The organism is Wolbachia endosymbiont (group A) of Longitarsus flavicornis, from assembly GCF_963931955.1.
Classification (GTDB): domain Bacteria; phylum Pseudomonadota; class Alphaproteobacteria; order Rickettsiales; family Anaplasmataceae; genus Wolbachia.
This window is the reverse complement of sequence record NZ_OZ008337.1, coordinates 1,570,393-1,590,095: the sequence shown is the minus strand read 5'-3', so window position 1 is coordinate 1,590,095 and position 19,703 is coordinate 1,570,393. Positions and strand designations below refer to the sequence as shown.

Here is a 19,703-nt window from a genome sequence, read left to right as displayed (position 1 = left end):
TTATTAACAATGTCATATCGTGCATAGCTATTACACAAGATGAACTAAAGAAAGGTAAATTAGAAGATAAGCTGAGTGAGCTCGATAATCAACGGTTCTCAAATATAGAATCATTCAGAAAGAAGGTTAAAGATAAGATCAAAGAGCTTAACAATCAGGAAGCTCACGAGAAGATAGAAGGCTATGTTAAAGGTCTAAATATTGGCAATGATGAATATCAAAACGGTATAAAATTAGCAATGGGAGCTGTATGGGAAGTATTAAAAGATAGCACCGATGAAAGGCTAAATGAGTTGCTAGATAATCATAATCTCAGCAAAGAAATTCACAGAATGATGCCACCTGATTTGGGTTCCATGTTTCCATCTGATTCTACAGGTGCTCATTCTCTATACGAAAATACTCTAAGGCCTCTTAGGGGTAGTAGTGATGAAAATATTCTAAAAATTATTGAGGAAAATAGAGGTGCTTTTTTCAGATACCTAAAAGAGCACTATGAAACAGATGGAGCGTTGGCAAGGATAGAAGAAGAGTGTAACGCACTGTACCCAGGGTATAAAAAAGCAAAGGATGATGCAGATGAATATAATAGAACAGAACTGAAACAAGCTAAGGAGAAGTTTTCTCGAGCAAATGGAAAACATAGCGCATGTAAAAGAAGAATAGAAGAATTAAAAAATGGGATAGGAAAAGCAAAAAGCGCGGATCGAAACAAAATCGATGAGATGAAGAAAGAGTTACGAGAAGAGGAAGGAAAGCTGGAAGGTTTAGAGAAGAATGAAGAGACAGCCGCAGACAATATGACTGCCTGTCAAACTAAATATAATGGTCAAGAAGGAAAAGTAAAAGAAGAGGGAGGAAAACTGATTGATGCATTTAAGAAGATTAAAACAGAGTTTGGAAGTAAAGAAAAGTATCCATTAAGAGAATTACGAGAAATTTGTGAAGAGTTATCTGTCTACGAGACTAAAGGTAAAGATGAATCCACCGGTGATAAATCATCAAAAGATGTAGAGACTAAAGGCATAAATGAATCCACCGGTGATAAATTATCAAAGGCGGGTCTTGTTGGGTATTATTTCAATTGGGAAAGGAAATCAGGTTATAATAACCAAGTACTGCATAACGTTCTTATGAGAGAGACGATGGAAGATAATGCAGAAAATAAGAAGCAGTGCGTGGGTAGGGGAGGTAGGAAGAAAGGTCCTATTATATCATTATCTTATGTTGATTCTGCAAAGATCAATAGTCCTGGTACAGTAGAGAATCAGTTAATAAAGGGTGATCCCTTTGACTCTCTTAAGGAGGTAAAGCATAAAATTGATACGAAGAAGTATGCTGAAAGAATGGTTAAGGGGATTGAGGGACTTGTTAACTCTAAATGTGAAAAGCAAGAACCTAAGTTTATTGGTGAAGAAGCATACAATGGACTGATTGGAGAGACTTTCCAGCACATTTTGAATGTGCGTCAGGAAATTTATAATCGCAGTGGATACAGCAACGGGCGCGACGAAGCAAATAAATGCTTTTATCAGGTTTTAAAGTCTGCAACTTCTACCTTGAAGAAACAACTTGATCAAAAAGGAATAGTAGTAGGAGATTGTGAAATTGAGCTTGGAATTAAAATTCTTGAAAGAGAAATAGATGATCTGTTCGAAAAACATAAGAACTCTTCAGGTAAGATCGCACGTAAGCAAGGAGAAAAAGATAAGGTTAGTAACAAACTGAAGATAGAAGGGAATTTTTTAAAGGTTATTATCATCAAATTTTGTACCCTGGTGCTACGTTTGTGGTATTGGAGATTCACCCTTGACAAGTCACAAGTGAAAATAGTTTTAGAGAAAGAAGATAAGCTTACTTTCAAAGAAAGAGTTGGCCTTGTCAGGGAAGAAGAGAAGATTAAACAAGAAGAGTCAGCTTTGCAGAAGAGACAGAATAGACAGAAGAGCGAAATGGAAGATTTTAAGAAAAAAAAGACAAATCTTCAAAAGCAGTATAATAAAATGCATCAATTTATAGAGATAAAGGAAATCAAAGGTAATGTGAAACAAAAAGAAATAACGGATGAGTACAAAAAGAAGGTAGAAAAAGAACAACTTAGATACATTAAATTAGAGTTAAAAGAAGTGCAAAGTTGTTTGCGTAAAAATGAGAATGATGTGAAAGTGTTTAATGAGCTCAATGATAGTGGAGATGTAGCAATCTTAGAACGCTGTATGGAATCTCTCAGGGGGGAATTAGAAAAGATTGTTAATTTAGCTAAAACTAAGGATAACTTAGTACTTCTAAAATGTAAAATCATAGAAGAGCCATTAGCGAATAATCTGGAATTATTCGCAAAAAAGATGGAGGTGGTAGCAATAGATTTGCACAGTTGTAAGTTGATGAATGATGATGATAAGAAAAAAATAATAAATCAAATTAATGATCTGCACAATCCAAACAACAGTGAGAAACAAGAAGAACAGGCCAAGAAAATAGTTGAACAGCTATTAGATTGCATGAATGTGAAAGAGGAAGGTAAAACTTCAGTGGGCCTGAAAGGGAAAGATACAAAAGAAGGTAGAACTAAAGAAGGTAGAACTAAATTTGAGAAGTTGTACAATACAATAAATCATAAAATTGATGGTCTCAAAAATACAGATCTTGCCGATAAAGGGCTGCAGTGCAATCTTGGTGGTGCTCAAAGTTTGCTCACGTATTTTGATGAATTTGCAGATGAGAAGAAAAAGATAGAAGAATTGCAGGAGAAAAAAAATCAATTAGAAGGTGAAAAAACCGAGTTATCCAATGATGCAACACTAACTGATATTTGCAGAAGATTGAAAGTATCTAAGAGTATCAATAAGAATTACGATGTAAGAAGTATTGTGTGGCTGGGTGCAGTACTTACTGAATTCTTGCCAAAGTTTCAAGGTGAAGGGAATCTTGATCTCAAGATGAAGTATCTCAGCTCCCCTATTTTCTTAGAGCTCTTTACTAATATCGTGGCACCACTTGCTAACGAAGGAAATCTCAAAATAGCACTCGATATATTTGACAAAAGTGGCGAAGGTTCAAAAGACGGTGCAGAAAGAATCTGTGAATTTTATCAAAGTTTGTTAAATAAGAATTTAGATGAAGGTTTTATAAGGGACAACATGGATAATGTGTTAAAGGATACAGCACAATTGTGTGTGTTAATTGTACTTACAAAACTCAATCATCACGCTAATGCTCTTAGCAAGGATCTTGATCTTATAAGCCCTTTAACGTTTGGTTCTCTTGATCCGATTGGTCTTCTGAAGGAGAATTTCGCTAACAATAACACTGATAATGAGAAAAAAAATGTATTACAAGATATTGCGGAAAAATTCTTCTCAAGTAACAAAACTACAGAAGAAGCATTTAACCGTCTAAAGAATCATAATCCTATAAGCAAAGGAATTCGTGGTAATCACTGCAACACTGGAACAACTATGTTTTCAACGCTTAATGTAATAATGAGAGGGTTAGCTATTATGGCAGATTACAAAGCTCATGATGGAAATGATCAAAATAGTACGTTAAACAAAGCACTTGGGTTTCTTGGCGATAGTAGTATTAGAAGAGCGAAAGAAGAAATTGCAAGATTAGGTAAAGATGTACATAAAGAGGTTGCAGAAAAATATATTTATGAATATTTGGAGATGTTGAGAGCAGGATTAAATGGTCGTAATTACTATCCACCTCAGGAGCCTGGTGATTTGCCGGAAACTTCGCTTAATACTTGCCATGTTCAAAAATTATCGAAGATTATAAGAAAGCATCACAAGGTTCATTTCCTGCAAGCTTAATAGCTTCTCCAGATGCTGAAAAGTTGGATGGAGTTCAGGAAAAAGTTAAATTGGGTGGAATTGGCAAATAGTTGGATTGATGAACTGGCCTTCTAAAGTATGCGTTTAGTAGCGCTTTCTATGAGAGAAAGCGTATTATCTATTCCATAAAGCTTTATGAAGGATCCCATTCTTGGACCGGTTTTTTGGCCAAGTAATGTTTCATATAATAGCTGAAACCAATCACGTAAGTTGGTGTAATCATATTTTTTTCCAATAAAAAATACCTGAGATTGAATTTCTTCAGCAGTAGCAGTTATAGATAGAGAATGTAAAGTGTCCTTCAAATCTAGTAACGCTTCTCTCTCTTTTTCATTTGGAGTTTTATACGATTTTGTTGGTTTGATAAAATCGTGGTAATACTTTACTGCAAAGTCTGAAAGTCTATCAAGCATTTTATTATTTTCTGGTGTAACGTTCGGTGCATAAGAGGATATAAAACCCCATAGGATCTCTTTGTTCTCGGCGTTGCAAGCCGCTGCTAGGTTTAAAAGTAGTGAGAAATTTATGCCTGAAGTTTCTATGTTGGGAACATTGCCCTGGTGGATATGCCATGCAGGATTGTCTAATCGTTGTTCTAGTGAAAAATTAGCACCTCGGTCAGCAGTGCTTGACACTGGAATCCATATTTTTTCTTCCTGGATCCCAGTGTCCGCTACTCGGATGACAGAAGAGAACTCTGGAATGACAATAGATGATTCTGAAGATTCTGTATCGAGCACATTATCCTTATTTTCATTATAACGCTTAACAAACTCTAGATACTCATCAGTTGATTTTGGTATCACATCAAAATATAAACGTTTAGCTTTTTTAGGGCTCTGAAAAATGTACAATGCTAAGCTCTCTGTTGGTGCGTAAGTTAACCACTCTTCAATTGAAATGCCATTTCCTTTTGATTTTGATATTTTCTTTCCTTCTTTATCAAGGAAAAGCTCGTAGCAAAACAGAAGTGGTGGCTTTTCTCCGAGTATTTCACATATTTGACTTGAAAGCACAGCAGATGGAGTTAAATCTTTTCCGTGAGCTTCGTAATTTACTCCAAATGCGGCCCACCTCATTCCCCAATCAGGTTTCCACTGCAGTTTACATTTTCCTTTTGTCACCGGAACTTCTATTTTTTCCCCGTTTGGGTCTTCATATGTGATTGTTCCTTTATCTGTATTTGTTTCAATTACTGGAACTTGTAAAACTTGAGAAGTTTTTGGGCATATTGGCAAGAATGGACTATAAGTCTGCTGTCTTTCTTCCCGAAATGATGGAAGCATTACGTCCATCACTTTATCATAATTTTTCAGTAAGAGTAAAAGTTTTTCATCGTAAACGCCAGATTTATAACACTCTGTTGCACTCCTGAACTCGTATTCAAATTCAAACATATCAAGAAATTTACACAACAATGAATTCATATGATGACCATAACTCTGATGAGTGCCAAATGGATCAGGTATCATAGTCAATGGTTTATTTAAGTGCTCTCTTAGCATCTCTTGATTTGGCACATTATCTGGTATTTTTCGCAAACCATCCATATCATCTGAAACTGCAATGATTTTGGTTTTTATACCAGGAGCTATTTTTTTTAATGCATTTACAATAACTGTAGTGCGGAAAACCTCTCCAAAGGTTCCTATGTGGGGTAAACCAGAGGGTCCATAACCAGTTTCAAATATTATTTCTTTTTTATTAGGAAACTCTTGCAATATTTTTTCTGCTTCTTGAAATGGCCAACTTGTCATTATCGGGATTAAATAATGTATCTTAACTTAAAGTGCTACTAGTTTCAATGGATTTTTAATATAATGATATAGTATTAGTGTTAGAGCTATTATTAGAAGGTTAAAGATATGTCCACAGGTAGTATACAAACAGATCAATTATTTAAAGGTCTTACAAGACCTGCAATGCTCTTTGGTGTGAGTTATATGTTTGCAATATTAAACGTCCTGATTTGCATGCTAATTTTCATTAATTCAAATGATTTAAGAGTGATTCTCTTAATGTTACCAGGTATACATGGACTTGGTTATATAGCTTCTGCAAAAGAACCGTTGTTTATTGAATTATTTATGGTAAAATTAGGAAAGTGCTCGAAATGTTTAAATCGTTTTTATCATGGAGCCAATTCTTATGATATTGCTTAACGTTGTGTGATGCTGAGGTTTAGGGCTATTCAATCAAAGAATAAATCTACTTTGAACAGGGAAGTTCACGCTGCTGAATTTATTCCTTATTCTTGCTATTGGGATAGCACAACCTTGATGACAAAAGAAAATTGGTTGGTTAAGGTTATAAAATTAAGTGGTTTTGCATTTGAAACCGCCGATGACGAGGATTTAGTCATACAGAACAACATCAGGAATCAGATGCTAAGAAGCATTTCATCTCCGGCATTTAGTTTGTATTTTCATACTATCAGACGTAAGAAAAATATTTTTTCTGATGAATTTGCAAGTCAAGGTTTGCCGAATTTTTTCGCTAATCACGTAAATCTAAAATGGAGAGAAAAACACGCAACAAGGCAATCATTTATTAATGACCTATACATTACGATTATTCGTAGAGCGGACACGAAAGGAGTAGAATTTTTGTCACATCTGCTAAAAAAATTCGGGCATGTAACTTCAAAACATGCTTGGGAAAGTGATATGCGTACCACATATGAAGATTTAGAGGAAACGACAAATCGTGTAGTGACAAGCCTTAGGAATTATTCGCCTAAAATTCTTGGAGTAAAAGAAACTTCAGGTGGTTTGTTCTGTGAAATAATGGAGTTTCTATCTAGAATTGTAAATTGTGGCTTCGTTACAAATACGCTTTTTCCGCTAAGAACTGAAATATCAAGATACTTACCAATACATAGGTTATTCTTTGGCCGTAAAATGATACAGGTTGTGACTCATAATGAGAGTAAATATGCTGGAATAGTTAGTATAAAAGAGTATGGAAATAATACTTCTGCAGGAATGCTTGATTCATTTTTACAACTTCCTTACGAGTTTATAATTACGCAATCTTTTCAATTTACAAATAGGCAAATGGCGATTGGAAAAATGCAGATACAGCAAAATCGAATGATACAGTCTGCAGATAAAGCTATTTCTCAAATAGCAGAAATTTCTCAAGCACTTGATGACGCAATGAGTGGTAAGATTGCGTTTGGTCACCATCACCTGACTATTTTATGTATAGCAAAAAGTCCTAAATCATTGGATAACGCTCTGTCATTGGTAGAATCTGAGCTTTCTAATTGCGGTGTTTACCCTATTCGCGAAAGAGTTAACCTTGAACCAGCATTTTGGGCGCAAATTCCTGGTAATTTCGATTATATAGTGAGAAAAGCTACAATAAGTAGTCTTAATTTGGCTGGATTTGCATCTCAACATAATTATCCTACTGGCAGTAAATTCAATAACCACTGGGGAGATGCCGTTACAGTTTTTGACACGACATCTGGTACTCCATTTTTTTTCAACTTTCATATAAGGGATGTTGGACACACTATGATAATTGGCCCAACTGGTGCTGGTAAAACTGTTTTAATGAATTTCCTGTGTGCCCAAGCAATGAAGTTTTCTCCAAGGATATTCTTTTTTGATAAAGATCGCGGTGCAGAGATTTTTTTGAGAGCACTTAGTGGTATTTATACTGTAATAGAACCAAGAACTAAAACAAATTTTAATCCTTTGCAACTTGATGACACCTCTGATAATAGAACGTTTTTAATGGAGTGGATAAAGTCTTTAATTTCGGTATATAATGATAAATTTACTTCAGAAGATATTGCACGAATTAATGATGCAATTGAAGGAAATTTTAAATTAAGAAAAGAAGACAGGTTCTTGAGAAACCTCGTACCGTTTTTAGGGCTTGCAGGTCCTGATACTCTAGCTGGGGCAATATCTATGTGGCATGATAGTGGTTCTCATGCTGCAATATTTGACAATAAAGAAGATTTACTAGATTTTTCACGAGCAAGAGTGTTTGGTTTTGAGATGGCTAGCTTGCTCAAAGATCCTGTTGCCCTTGGACCGGTCTTGATTTATTTATTTCATAGGATTAGTATATCTCTTGATGGCACTCCATCTATTATTGTTCTGGATGAGGCATGGGCATTAATAGATAATCCAGTTTTTGCACCCAAGATAAAAGACTGGTTGAAGGTACTGAGAAAACTAAATGCTTTTGTAATTTTTGCTACTCAGAGTGTTGAAGATGCAAGTAAAAGTGCTATTAGCGATACGCTTGTACAACAAACAGCGACACAGATTTTTTTACCAAATCTGAAAGCTACTAGTGTCTATCGGGATGTTTTTATGTTAACTGAACGTGAATATATATTAATTAAGCACACAGATCCAAGTACTAGATTCTTTTTGGTGAAACAGGGAGTTAATGCTGTAGTAGCTAGGATAGACTTAAAAGACCTAGATGATATAATCAACGTATTATCCGGACGTGCAGAAAGTGTTCTATTGTTACACGATATATTAAATGAAGTTGGGGACAACCCAAAAGTATGGTTGCCTATATTTTATCAGAAGGTAAAAAATGTTTAAGACTAAACTGTCATTGCTATTAATTGCGATATTTTTACTAAATATAGACTTTTTACTCTCATATCCAGTGCTTGCAGATGGAGTAAGTGGTACTGACAAGACAGAGTTTGTCAGCAGGTTTAATTCTACTGGCAGCTTTAGCCGTGCCTCTAACCCTGATTGTGGAGCGTTTAAAACAGCTGCAGCACTTGCTGGAATAGCAATTGCTGTTGGTGCAATATTTACTGGCATTGTTTTGATCGTTTCTTCTGCTGGTTTATTTACTGCTCTTGTTGTCGTTGGAATGATAGCTGCAATCGTTGGAGTCTGGAAAGCCATAGGAGGGCTTGTTGTTTGTGAACATAGTTTTGTTAAACACCCAGTTGCACGTGGTCATGATGGGGAATACAAAAATTTTAAATTAGAAGACACAGGTTATAGTGGCTGTACCAATAAAAATTACCAAACAGAAGATGAATATTTTTCTTGTTTGCAAAATAAAGCTCGGGAAGACGTGAACAAAAAAGATTATGACGGGAAAAGAGCAGAAAAAGAAGCCTTAAATTCTAACGTTCAGGAGAGTACAGAGAGTTATTACTGGCCAAAAAACGGTGTGCAATACAGTGAATATATAGAAGTATGTCATCGAAATCCTTTGACATTTGGTCATATTTTTAGTGATGTAGACTTTGATGTAAGAGAGAAAGATACTGGATATGAAGGTGGGTCATGGTCCCCGAAGGTTGATGGTGAGCTGGAATGTAAAGTTCTCAAAGCAGGACAGAGCGAACCCATACATGGAGCTACATTCAAAGCAGTAAGAAAAATGGGCAGATTATGTGTGGAGTTAGCAAGTGTGAAAATGCTTGGTATCGAAATGACTCCTTGGCCGCAAGGGGTTGATATGGGGTGCACGGAATTGCCACCTGACCCGATTGCTCCTATGTGTGAAAAATCTGTGATGATATTCAAAAATAAAGATGGCACAGGGAAAGAAGAAGTTTCTATTGGTAATGATAATGACTATAAAATTAATATAAGAAATAAGGAAAGAGAAGGAAAAATTTTTGTAGGTTACGACAATAAAGGCTGTTTTAGCTCGTATGTCTCTGAAGCTTGTTATAACCAGGCAGGGAGTAAATCATTAGCTCCTATTCCCGTGACTTCTATGATAGTGCAATGCATTAAGGAATCGTTAGATAATTTAGTTGCAGGTATTGATTTAAGTGGCAGCCCACTTAAGGATAAAGATGGACATAACAAGGGCAGTTTCTTATCTGTAGCACAAAAGAGGTTGAAAAACACTGTAACTGCTGTTTTGGTTCTAGCTTTAATACTGTTTTCTATAAAAGCCATGTCTGGCGGAGTGCGTAGTCCACAAGAAATGTACATGTTGATCATTAAATTCGCTTTAGTGATTTACTTTGCAACAGGTAGTGGCATGCAACAGGGCTATGAGTATTTGACAAAACTTTCTAATGGGCTGTCAGAAATAGTATTGAAGGCATCATCTGAAAGTAAAGGTATATGTAATTATGAAGCAGGTAGGGATTATGAATACATGCGTCATGGGAAGAAAATATCTTACAGCTACCTTGCACCTTGGGATAGGCTTGATTGCAGAATTTTATTTTATTTAGGTGCCCCTTTAGATGGAATTGGTGGCAAAATTGGTACCGGAGGTGTTGCAACGTTAGCGGTCTTGCTTGGCGCTGCTCCTGTCTTGTTAGTTGCAGGTTCGGTGATTGGTATTATTTTCGCTGGTAGACAGATTTTAATAGCTCTTGTTGCTATATTTATGGCCATTTTGCTGATGATGGTTATTTTGTGGCTGTGCTATGTATTTATTTTATCTCTAGTTGCTTTAAGTGTAATCATCATTTTATCACCTTTGTTCATTCCTATGGTTTTATTCCAACACACCAAAGGATATTTTGAAGGCTGGGTGAAAGAGTTGATTACCTATAGCTTATACCCGGTTATCCTTTTTGCGTTTTTGTCCTTTATGTTCATAGCATGTGATAAAATTTATTTTAAAAATTTGAACTTTGAGTCGGACAAGGAATATGAGGATAAAATAAAAGCCTCGGGTGGTAGCAAAAAACAATGGTTTAAATTGAAAGATGGAGAATGTAATAACAATGAAACTACTCTAGCATGTATGATGCAAAACTATAGCTTTAAAAAGAGCAGCATACTTGGTCTATTCGACTTTACATACATGGAGTTTGGCAGCTCTCTCATCGGAGAATTATTAAAATTGTGTTTAGTATTATTCCTCTTTTACCACTTTTTAAACATTCTTCCTGGCATGGCTGCTGAACTTGCTGGTAACCATAGAGCAGCACTTGGCTCAGGTCATACACCTGGACAAATGGTGGGCAAAGCTTTATCTGCTGCCAAAGCTGCTGCTGGAGGTGTTGGTCAAGCTGCTGCTGCGGCTGTCAAGAAGGCAAGAGGTATTGGTGGAGGAGGTGGAGATAGTGGTAAAGGTTCCAGCGAAAAGATTAACTAAGGTGGCGGTGATGCTAGTTAAGGTAAGTAACAGATGCTTAAACGTTTAAGTAACCAAAACTTGGGTAAGCTATGCATAAGTTTTGTGGTGCTTTTTTTATTGTCTGGATGCGGGGAGGATCACTGTATTAAGCCAGAAAATTTATCAGGTTTGCGTGAAAAACTAGATATAGTGTCAACAGAGCAGAAGTGGGTTGATTCCGGTGTTAATATCTCAGATAGAATAAGAGTAACAGAGATTGGTATAGTGCCTAGTAAGGTTAATTTTTGCCCTAAGCAGTATGAAGATTTTGCAATTGGGCCTGGGAAAAATAGCGTTACATTACCATTTGCACTTAAGGAAGGCGATACGATAAGCTTTAGTGTTATTGGAAGTAAAGTGTGTAAAGATAAAGAGAGTGAGACAAAAATCAGGTATGTGAAAATCGATGAAAAGTGTAGCGAGCAAGAAACGGAACATTTTGCACATGTTTTAAATCAAGAGAGATGCCAAGGTGGCAAGGATGGGATATGTCCTAATAAATATATAATAGGCGATGCGCAATGGTTGAGTGGAAGAGAGTACTGGGATTCAGATTTTTCGAAGTTAGATCAAGATGAAAGAAAAAAGGAAATTGAAAATATTATTAACTCTATAAAACGACAAGGAAAAGATATAGACTGCAGCTCGCTTTCAAGTAGTCAGAAAAGCAAAATAGATACGTACCTTTTAAACCTTGCATGTAAAAATACATGTTATTATTCTGGTCAAAATTGTGTTCAGATTGAGTCTAATACTATAGATGGTGGCAGTGTGGCCAGAGACCTTGCTAACGCTTTAGCTGTTGGTAACGATGAAGCAAGTAAAGGAAAAGCTATCGAGGAGGCTGTGGATGGTATAAGAGAAAAGGGAGTAAGGACTTACATTCCATCATTGGTAGTGTCAATGCAGAAAGAAAATTTTGAATATATGCAAGACAATACATGGACTAACTATGATTATGAAGTGGAGAAGGATCACTCCCAAGGTGAGAATTTAACTTTCACCTTTAATACTAAAGGCAAGGGCGGTTACAACATAAGGGTGACAAAGAACCACAGTCTGGAGAATAGCTTGTATATAAGCGTCTCTGACAAACTTCCTGAACATAAGCCTGGTGAAAACCAAGCGGATATATCTGTAGATATCAGCATGGAAAACTTGAAAGGAAAATTAAAAGACAAAACAGGCACCATATATTACGGAATAAGAGACCATGGCTGCGATTACAAAAATGAAGGTCAGTTTAGCATTAACCTAACAACTAAAGAGCCACCTACAAGAACTTTTAGTGCAATATATAATTTCTTTGATGAAAAAGTGAAAACTGCATTTTTTGGTTCTAGTTATAAAGACTCTAACGCAATTCATTCTGATACTAGTCCTGTAAAGTTTCTTTACGAAAGTTTTATAAAATCAAGCAAAATAAATACCATTAGATCCACGATAATATCGCTGTTAGTATTATACATAACCTTATATACCCTTTACTACTTTTTTGGATTAACTCATATTTCTATATATAAGTTTTTAATTATATGCGTAAAGATAGGAGTCATCGCCCAGCTATTGCAGGATAATAGCTGGGACTTTTTTTATAACAATGCATTCTCTATATTTATTAACACTCCAAAACAACTAATAGAAATAGCAAATTTTAGAGGCACTACTTCAAATGTTTTTGAGTTTCTTGATTTACCGCTCAATAGGTTCTTGTCATCGCATTCAGTGTTGTTAATAGTGTCTCTTATATTTTCTGGCCCTTTAGGCATTGTATCTTTTTGCTTGGTGATCTGGGGTTTAATCACAGTGAGCTTATCTATTTTTAATGCCTTGTTTTCTTTTATTACATCTATAGCAATAGTTGCGTTATTGCTTTCTTTAGCACCTATTTTTATTATTTGTCTTTTATTTGCGTATACTAGGAAGATGTTTCACAGCTGGGTTAGCAATTTAGCAAGATTTGCGATTCATCCAGTGGTCCTTTTAATTTTTATATCACTGATAAGTCAGGTTATGGATTATATCATATATTCAGTATTTGATTTTGAAGTCTGCTCTACGTGTATACTTAGTATTAACTTAAAGATTTTTAACCCTTGTATTTTTTATGGTTATGCTTCCAAATATACACCTAATATTACCGCTATGATGGCTTTTGTTATTTTGGGACACGCTATGAAAGCTTTAGTTGAAGCTTCTTCGACAATATCTGACTCGTTGGTTGGTGTTTATGTGCAAAACGAACCTGGGGGACAATATCAACAAAGCTTAATGGGAATAGTAGGGTTAGATGAACAAAGCGTTCAAAGAAGAGAAAGAGGAGGTGCTTCTCAACAGTCAGGTACGTCAAGACCTCAAATACCACAAGGGACTCAAAGGTCAACGCCTCAGATACCACCACCAGGAAGACAGCAATGATAAGTAAAAGATCACTATTGTTGATACTGTGTCTTGCAATCACTGGTTGTAACATGGATTGTGTCGAACCTGGGTTGCAGAGCAGAAACACTAGTGTTAACGTGGATGTTCCAGTTCATAAAGCTGGTGAAGAAGTTAAAATTCATTGGGTTGATTCTGGTCAAGTAATTAGTAAGGGTGAGGAAATCAAATTCACCCTCGATGGATCAGTAAATTTTTGCCCTTTTAAAGAAGACAAAAATCCAAGGAAAGTACTTGTGCCAGCTAGCTTTTGTGCTGATGGCTCAGAACCAAATTATAGTAAAGCTGCAAATATTAACGATGTGCCTAATAATTATGGCGTTGATGAAAAAGGCGTAAATGAAAACGAATTGTGCGGTGGTAAAGGATTTGGCAGCAATAGACGTTATGTGGACACTGGAATTAAAGTAAGTCCTGGTGATAAGTTAAGCTTTAGCTTAGTTCCCAGAAAAATAACAATTGATTATGACAATCCAGGAGGGAAAGGCATCAGTTTTGATGACAATTGTTATAGAGCTGAAGAAGGAGGTGAAAAAGTGTCAGCAAGTGAAATATTGAATGTTAGCAAGCAAGAGGGAGAGGAATTTTTTTGTGAGGGCAAGGATGGAAAGAGAAATAAAATAAAATTTTTACCTCTTGATAAAACAAAAGCAAAGGAAAGTAAAGTGCTAGTTGGCAATGGGTACACTCCATATGATAATAAGGTACATTTTAATAAAGGTTATATTGAAGACAACAAACCATGGATATATGGTTCGCTACTTGATTTACGCCGCGCTAAAATAGGATTGAACGAGTTATGTGATGGAAAAAACTGTAGTCTTGATGAGAGAAAAAAGTACTCCTCCTATGAGCTTAACTGTTACCATCAAAATATATACTATACTAAGAAGGGTATATGGAACTATGGTTCAGGTCAAGCGGGAGAACAAAACCGTGTCTCTTCTATAAGATACAAAAAATATGATAATGAAAACGACAAATGTGATATGTATTCTCACCTTAAAGAAGTTGAAGATAAGCTTAAGAAGATAGAAGAAAATAAAGGGGATCCCAAGCAGATTAACGTTGATTTTACATCAAACACTGAAAAAGATATTTCCTGGGCTGAGGCTCTTGTTGCAAAAATTGGTGATCTTGATGATCAAGATACTGCTAAAGGTATGCAATGTCTTCCAGATAATGAAGTAGGTGCAAGAAAGGATAATGTGTGTTCGCAAATTAGTGATAATTTTGAGGATTTTTCTCTGAAATTAAATAGTGACTATACAGTAAAAAATGTAACATCTGGTAGTAGTGTGATGCTCGCTATTGCAGATTATGGTCACTATAAAGCTAATAGGGGCGGTTACCATGTTAAAGTCACTAGATCATGTGAATACATTAATGGCGAAAAACTGTATGTGTATTTGGGTGATGAGCCACCTAAAGATCTGCATGGTGTGGGAACTAATGATTTCAAAGTGGTAGGAGTGAGAGAAAGAATAAACGGAAAAGATGAGTACACCATATTAGATGTAATAAGCGGAAAACACTTTCAGAACGAAGAATCTAAGAAGATATATTTCGGTATTGATGTAAGCAATGTAGAGAAAGGTGATATTACAGACAAATATGGCAAATATTATGAAAATAATAAGTACACAGTAACTTTATTTGTCAAAAGAAAAATTAATGATTTTATTTCATCGAATGTAAACGGGGTATTTAAACTTATAAAAGAAGAAGTAATTGGGGACAGCGTTAAAGATTCATACAAAGGATATGCAAGAGGTCTTCTTCAAGGAGTAAGAGCTTTGCTTACTCTATACGTTATATTTACTGTCGTTGGCTATATGCTTGGAACAATACAGCTAAGTAAATTTGATTTCATTGTAAGAATGTTCAAGATAGCATTTATAGCTTTTGCCTTTAGCGATAGAAGCTGGGAACTTTTTGGTACAACTTTATCCAGACTTTTTATAGATGGTAGCACTTATTTAGTTGATAGCTTTTCTGGCTATATAGGGGAAGGGGGGAGAAAATTTGCATTCTTAGACTTGACAGCAGGAGTATTATTCACAACAGAAACTTGGTTAAAGTTTTTATCGTTGATGCTCTCTGGTCCTTTTGGCTTTATTGCATTTTTGGCAATACTCTACGCTACTTTTATGTTCTTAAAATGCATTATTAGCGCTACGTTTAAATATGTAATATCTACTGTTCTAGTGGCGTTTTTACTGTCATTAACACCTTTATTTATCGTATTTATTCTATTTCAAAAGACTAAACCCTTGTTTGATAACTGGATAAAAACGCTGGCTCACGTTGCAGTACAACCAGTTATTTTATTTTCATCTTTATCTCTTTTAAATCAGTTGATGTATTCAGTTCTATACAATCTCACAAATTTTTCTGCATGCTATCAATGTTTAATTAGCGTAAATTTCTTATCGTATGATCTATGCCTGATGAAATCAATACTGCCTCTTGGATACAGTCCTGGCACTAATGTTGATGTTGCATTAAGTACCGGAGAAAGAGCTGGTGGGCACTTTGCAGCGTTGCCCATAGATCTGATCCAAGCATTTATGTACTTAATTATTGCCGGTGCAATGGAAGCTTTTGTTTCTATATCGGAAACTATGGCACAAGCACTATTCAGCTCTGGTTTTGGGGTTGCTGGCAGTGTTGGTCAAGTTGCTAAGAGCGCATCGCAAGCTATGCTGTCAACCGTTGGCCTTGATGATAAGACTCAGCATATGATACAGGGCATCAAGCAACAAGTGGGTAAAGATCGACCAAAAGTTGAAGTGAAGGATAACTCCATAAGCCCTAAATCTGAAACACCAAAGCAATCAGGTAAGCAAGAAAGTTCTGGTAAAACAATGGGTGGAAACTCTAAAAGCCCTAAACCTGAAGTACTAAAACAACCAGATCAGCAAAAAGGTTTTGATGAAACAATAAGAAGTGATCCTAGTACTAAAGCTAAAGACAAGGAAGGAAATTGAAAGGAGTAAGATATAAATGATATTATGGAGTAACTAATTAAAAAGATATTTTAAGTAAAGTTTTAGAAATTTATTCTGTATTTGGAAAAAGTTTAGATATGCAATCACGTTTAGGCAAATGTTGGTTTAGAGTATTACTTCTTGCAGCTTATGTGCTGATCACAGGTTGTAGTAAAAACGATATGCCTTTTCCAAGGTGCATATCTGCCGACTATTTTGGTCCTAAAACTATTGCAGTAAGCGCTCATTTTTCAAGCGACCACGATGCGTTTATTCCAGGAGATGGAGAAGTTATTGATCCTGAAACTGGTGAAATTAATTATGGTTTTCACCATAACCAAGTGGTGAAGTGGGAGGATACCGGACTCGAAACCAATGGAGATAGTTTAAAAGTGCGAGTGAATGGTGCATGGACATCTTGGAGTAATAATAACAAGAAGGAATCTAAAAAAGGCAGTTATACCTTACAAAGCTTGGAGCAGTTAAAATATGCAACTAAATTTGAAGGCAAGTCAGGTGATAATAGTCTACCTGACTTTCACTTAGTTTGTAATGATTATAAACCTAGCATACAAAAATTTTCAAGTAAGCCTAATGCAAGTTGCACTGTAAATTGCAAGTGCATTAATGAAGATGATAGCGCAAATACAGTATCACGTGGTGCTCCATGTTGGTTTACCAATGGTCATGGTGCTTATCTTTTGTTTCAAACGGGGAAAGATGATCCTAACGAAAATCTAAAGTTAATGCGCGATCCTCAATATCCTACTGTACATCTAGGTTATAACTCCACAGCAGAGGGCGACAATGGATTTTTTACTTTAGACAGAGATAACACTAAATTAAAGGACAGAAATTGTAATGAGTTGAAGTTAGAAAAGGGATGGAAAATATATGTAAAAATATTAGATAGATATTATCTAGATAATGTAGGCGGCTACTCTTTTGAGTTTTTGGGTGGAGTACAAAAACCAGGTACCTTTGGATTTTTCAATGAAGTTTATCATTATCTAAAATGTGTATTATTGATTAACAAAAATTGCAAAGAACATTTTAATAGCAATGATCCTGCAGTTGCACAAGCTATGTTCGAAAATATAGCTGAAAAAAGTACGAGCTTTCACAATTTTGTTCTTTCCTTGCTTGTTCTATTTGTAATGATTTCATCGCTTCTTTATCTTTTTGGCATGATACAAGAGACTAAGCATGATATGCTCATCAGAATGATGAAAATCACTCTAGTGATAGTGCTTATATCTCCTGGAAGTTTTAAGTTTTTCTATGATCATTTTCTTGTTTTATTCGTTAAAGGTCTTGAACAACTGATAAGTATAATTACTAATTTTGCTCCCAACATGAACACCGGAAGTATTGCTCAAGGAGATGAAACTGCTCATATTAAGTTGTTTAGCTTCATGGAGGACATGTTCAATAAGTTTTTTGCTTATTCTGTTTGGAAAAAGTTTGCAGCGTTTTTGCATTACCAAATGTGGGCAAGCCTTCTTATGATACCGGCAATTTTCATAGGGATTGTGCTATACTTCTTGCTGTGCTTATATGCTTACATAATATTTCTCTCTGGTTTTATGGGTATAGCTTTTCTTATAGCCATTATGCCACTGTTTCTAATTTCTATTTTATTTTCACCGCTGAAAAGTCTATTTGAAGGTTGGATAAAATTCTGCATCAGCTTTTGTTTACAGTCGATTATGATATTTGCTCTCTTGTCATTGTTAGCTTCAATGATAATGAACACCTTTTATAGGCAGTTAGGTTTCACTGTATGCTACAATAAATGGTTCGAGGTAAGGTTATGTGCTCCAAAATGGGTGTTTGGCGGTTTTTGCATCATTGATAAGCAGTACTTTGGTTGGACTCCAGGGCAAATTTTTGTACCTTACACTCTTGGAGAAGCTTCTTCACTTAACATAGACAAAAGCATAGAAGGCATAGAAAAGATAAGCAGAGAAGGTGGTACAATAAAATTTACTGGCGGCGCTGGATATATCCCTCTTCCACCTGATTACATTGAAAAAGGGTTTCGTTATATAGATTATCCTTTCTTTAACCCAATTCCTGGTACTGAGAAGAATCCAGCAGACCATTATATTGCAGAAAGTGATATGATAGTGAAGAATGACTGTAGAGCAAAAGATCTAGTACGCTTAACAAATAGTTTATCACATGCATCAGAAAAAGCTGATATTCTACTGTTGATCAACAATATAGACAAAAAGATAGGTGGTATGAATAGTAAAATAACAGAGCTTTACTGTCAATCTCAGCAAGATGAAGAAAAATGTAAAAATTATAGGGAAATAGTGGATAACTACAGAAAAGGTACCATAAGACCAGATCTAAAAAGAGAGATAAAGTCTTTGGTGCAGGATATTATTGGAAAAGATCCACATTGCCGATTACAGGATTTGCGCAAGTTATATAAGGATCCCAACAGTGAATACTGTAAGAAATGTAAAGATTGTAAGGATTGCAAAAATTATACAGATTGTGAGGATTGCAAAAACTATCAAGAAAATAGTGATTACCAAAGGGTGCAAGACATACAGAGAGGTTATTTAATCAATGCAGGGGAAATCTTTGTATTATTCCTGCTTTCATTTTTAATGTTCTCTTTACGCGAGTTCGTACAACAAATGGGCTCAAGTATAGCTGGTGGTGGATTCAGCGTTTACAATATATCTAGAATGTATGAAGCATCGCCTTTGGTTGGCATAATGGAAGAATTCAAACAGCAGTGGCAAAATTTTGCTGGTAGAGGACTTGAGTCTTTAGGCAGTTGGGCTACTCATTTACCGGATAGATTAGCCGGAGGTGCAGCTAATCTGCTGGGGAGAGTACCAAGAGTTGGAGGAGTGCTGAAATACGCTATTGATGTGCCACGTAAATTTGTAGGTGCTACTATTGAAGCAACAAAATTTGCAACATCACCTAAAAATGACGTTGATAAACTTGAGGAAAAGATCTACAGGGCATTTGGAGTTGATAAAGAAGATATTGCGCATAGAAGAATTGATAGATATTTAGAATATTACAAAGGGTATGTAGGATCACATGTGGGCTATACAATAGAAGATGCTATGAAATTTACTTGGGAGCATGGCCTTGATTCTATAGGAGTTAGCCACCGTACAGGAGAAAAAGATGGTTACCAAGGTAATCTGCTCTGTAGAGCAAAATCGCATAGGCAAGATTTCTTGAATAAGCTTCATGATTACACCATAGGACGCAAGAGAGAACCAGAAAAAGACAAGCTTGATCAACCGGTCAGAAGGAAATTACCGGAACCAATGAGGAAACCAGATGCAAAAGGAGAAGAGGATTGAAG

8 protein-coding genes are annotated in these 19,703 nt (G+C 35.8%); 7 read left to right on the top strand and 1 reads right to left on the bottom strand.

What is annotated here, in order from left to right; all coding sequences use genetic code 11:
- The first annotated feature begins 239 nt into the window (after positions 1 to 239).
- Positions 240 to 3,815 carry a hypothetical protein gene (locus tag AABM58_RS07600; protein ID WP_338406846.1) on the top strand — a complete coding sequence of 1,192 codons (3,576 nt, stop codon included), beginning with the start codon at positions 240 to 242 and terminating at the stop codon, positions 3,813 to 3,815.
- Between the two features lie 92 nt (positions 3,816 to 3,907).
- Here AABM58_RS07600 and lysS read toward each other — a convergent pair whose 3' ends face one another.
- Complete coding sequence (gene lysS, locus AABM58_RS07595; RefSeq protein ID WP_338406845.1) at positions 3,908 to 5,593, bottom strand: lysine--tRNA ligase; 1,686 nt, start codon at positions 5,591 to 5,593, stop codon at positions 3,908 to 3,910.
- Positions 5,594 to 5,701: 108 nt separating this feature from the next.
- Between lysS and AABM58_RS07590 the strand changes: the two genes are divergently transcribed.
- The 6 genes from AABM58_RS07590 to AABM58_RS07565 all read left to right on the top strand — a co-directional run bounded on the left by AABM58_RS07590 (position 5,702) and on the right by AABM58_RS07565 (position 19,701).
- The gene (locus AABM58_RS07590) at positions 5,702 to 5,998 is read left to right on the top strand and encodes a type IV secretion system protein VirB3 (RefSeq protein WP_007548615.1); all 297 of its coding nucleotides are present in this window, start codon (positions 5,702 to 5,704) and stop codon (positions 5,996 to 5,998) included.
- 9 nt (positions 5,999 to 6,007) lie between these two features.
- On the top strand, positions 6,008 to 8,413 hold the full coding sequence (locus AABM58_RS07585) for a VirB4 family type IV secretion/conjugal transfer ATPase (RefSeq protein ID WP_338406844.1): 2,406 nt from the start codon (positions 6,008 to 6,010) through the stop codon (positions 8,411 to 8,413).
- Entirely contained in the window at positions 8,406 to 10,907 is a 2,502-nt protein-coding gene (locus AABM58_RS07580; protein ID WP_338406843.1) for a TrbL/VirB6 family protein, read from the top strand. The genes AABM58_RS07585 and AABM58_RS07580 overlap by 8 nt, the downstream gene beginning before the upstream one ends.
- Positions 10,908 to 10,940: 33 nt before the next feature.
- On the top strand, positions 10,941 to 13,346 hold the full coding sequence (locus AABM58_RS07575; protein WP_338406842.1) for a TrbL/VirB6 family protein: 2,406 nt from the start codon (positions 10,941 to 10,943) through the stop codon (positions 13,344 to 13,346).
- Positions 13,343 to 16,357, top strand: coding sequence for a TrbL/VirB6 family protein (locus tag AABM58_RS07570; RefSeq protein ID WP_338406841.1), 3,015 nt, complete (start codon positions 13,343 to 13,345; stop codon positions 16,355 to 16,357). Before AABM58_RS07575 ends, AABM58_RS07570 begins: the two co-directional genes overlap by 4 nt.
- A gap of 98 nt (positions 16,358 to 16,455) precedes the next feature.
- On the top strand, positions 16,456 to 19,701 hold the full coding sequence (locus AABM58_RS07565) for a TrbL/VirB6 family protein (protein ID WP_338406840.1): 3,246 nt from the start codon (positions 16,456 to 16,458) through the stop codon (positions 19,699 to 19,701).
- Positions 19,702 to 19,703: the final 2 nt, after the last annotated feature.

Excerpts from the sequence above, each read along its gene's own strand:
- AABM58_RS07580 (WP_338406843.1), top strand. The coding sequence starts at position 8,406 with ATGTTTAAGACTAAACTGTCATTGCTATTAATTGCGATATTTTTACTA.
- AABM58_RS07575 (WP_338406842.1), top strand. The coding sequence starts at position 10,941 with ATGCTTAAACGTTTAAGTAACCAAAACTTGGGTAAGCTATGCATAAGT.
- AABM58_RS07570 (WP_338406841.1), top strand. The coding sequence starts at position 13,343 with ATGATAAGTAAAAGATCACTATTGTTGATACTGTGTCTTGCAATCACT.
- AABM58_RS07585 (WP_338406844.1), top strand. The coding sequence starts at position 6,008 with ATGCTGAGGTTTAGGGCTATTCAATCAAAGAATAAATCTACTTTGAAC.
- lysS (WP_338406845.1), bottom strand. The coding sequence starts at position 5,593 with ATGACAAGTTGGCCATTTCAAGAAGCAGAAAAAATATTGCAAGAGTTT.
- AABM58_RS07600 (WP_338406846.1), top strand. The coding sequence starts at position 240 with ATGGGAGCTGTATGGGAAGTATTAAAAGATAGCACCGATGAAAGGCTA.
- AABM58_RS07565 (WP_338406840.1), top strand. The coding sequence starts at position 16,456 with ATGCAATCACGTTTAGGCAAATGTTGGTTTAGAGTATTACTTCTTGCA.
- AABM58_RS07590 (WP_007548615.1), top strand. The coding sequence starts at position 5,702 with ATGTCCACAGGTAGTATACAAACAGATCAATTATTTAAAGGTCTTACA.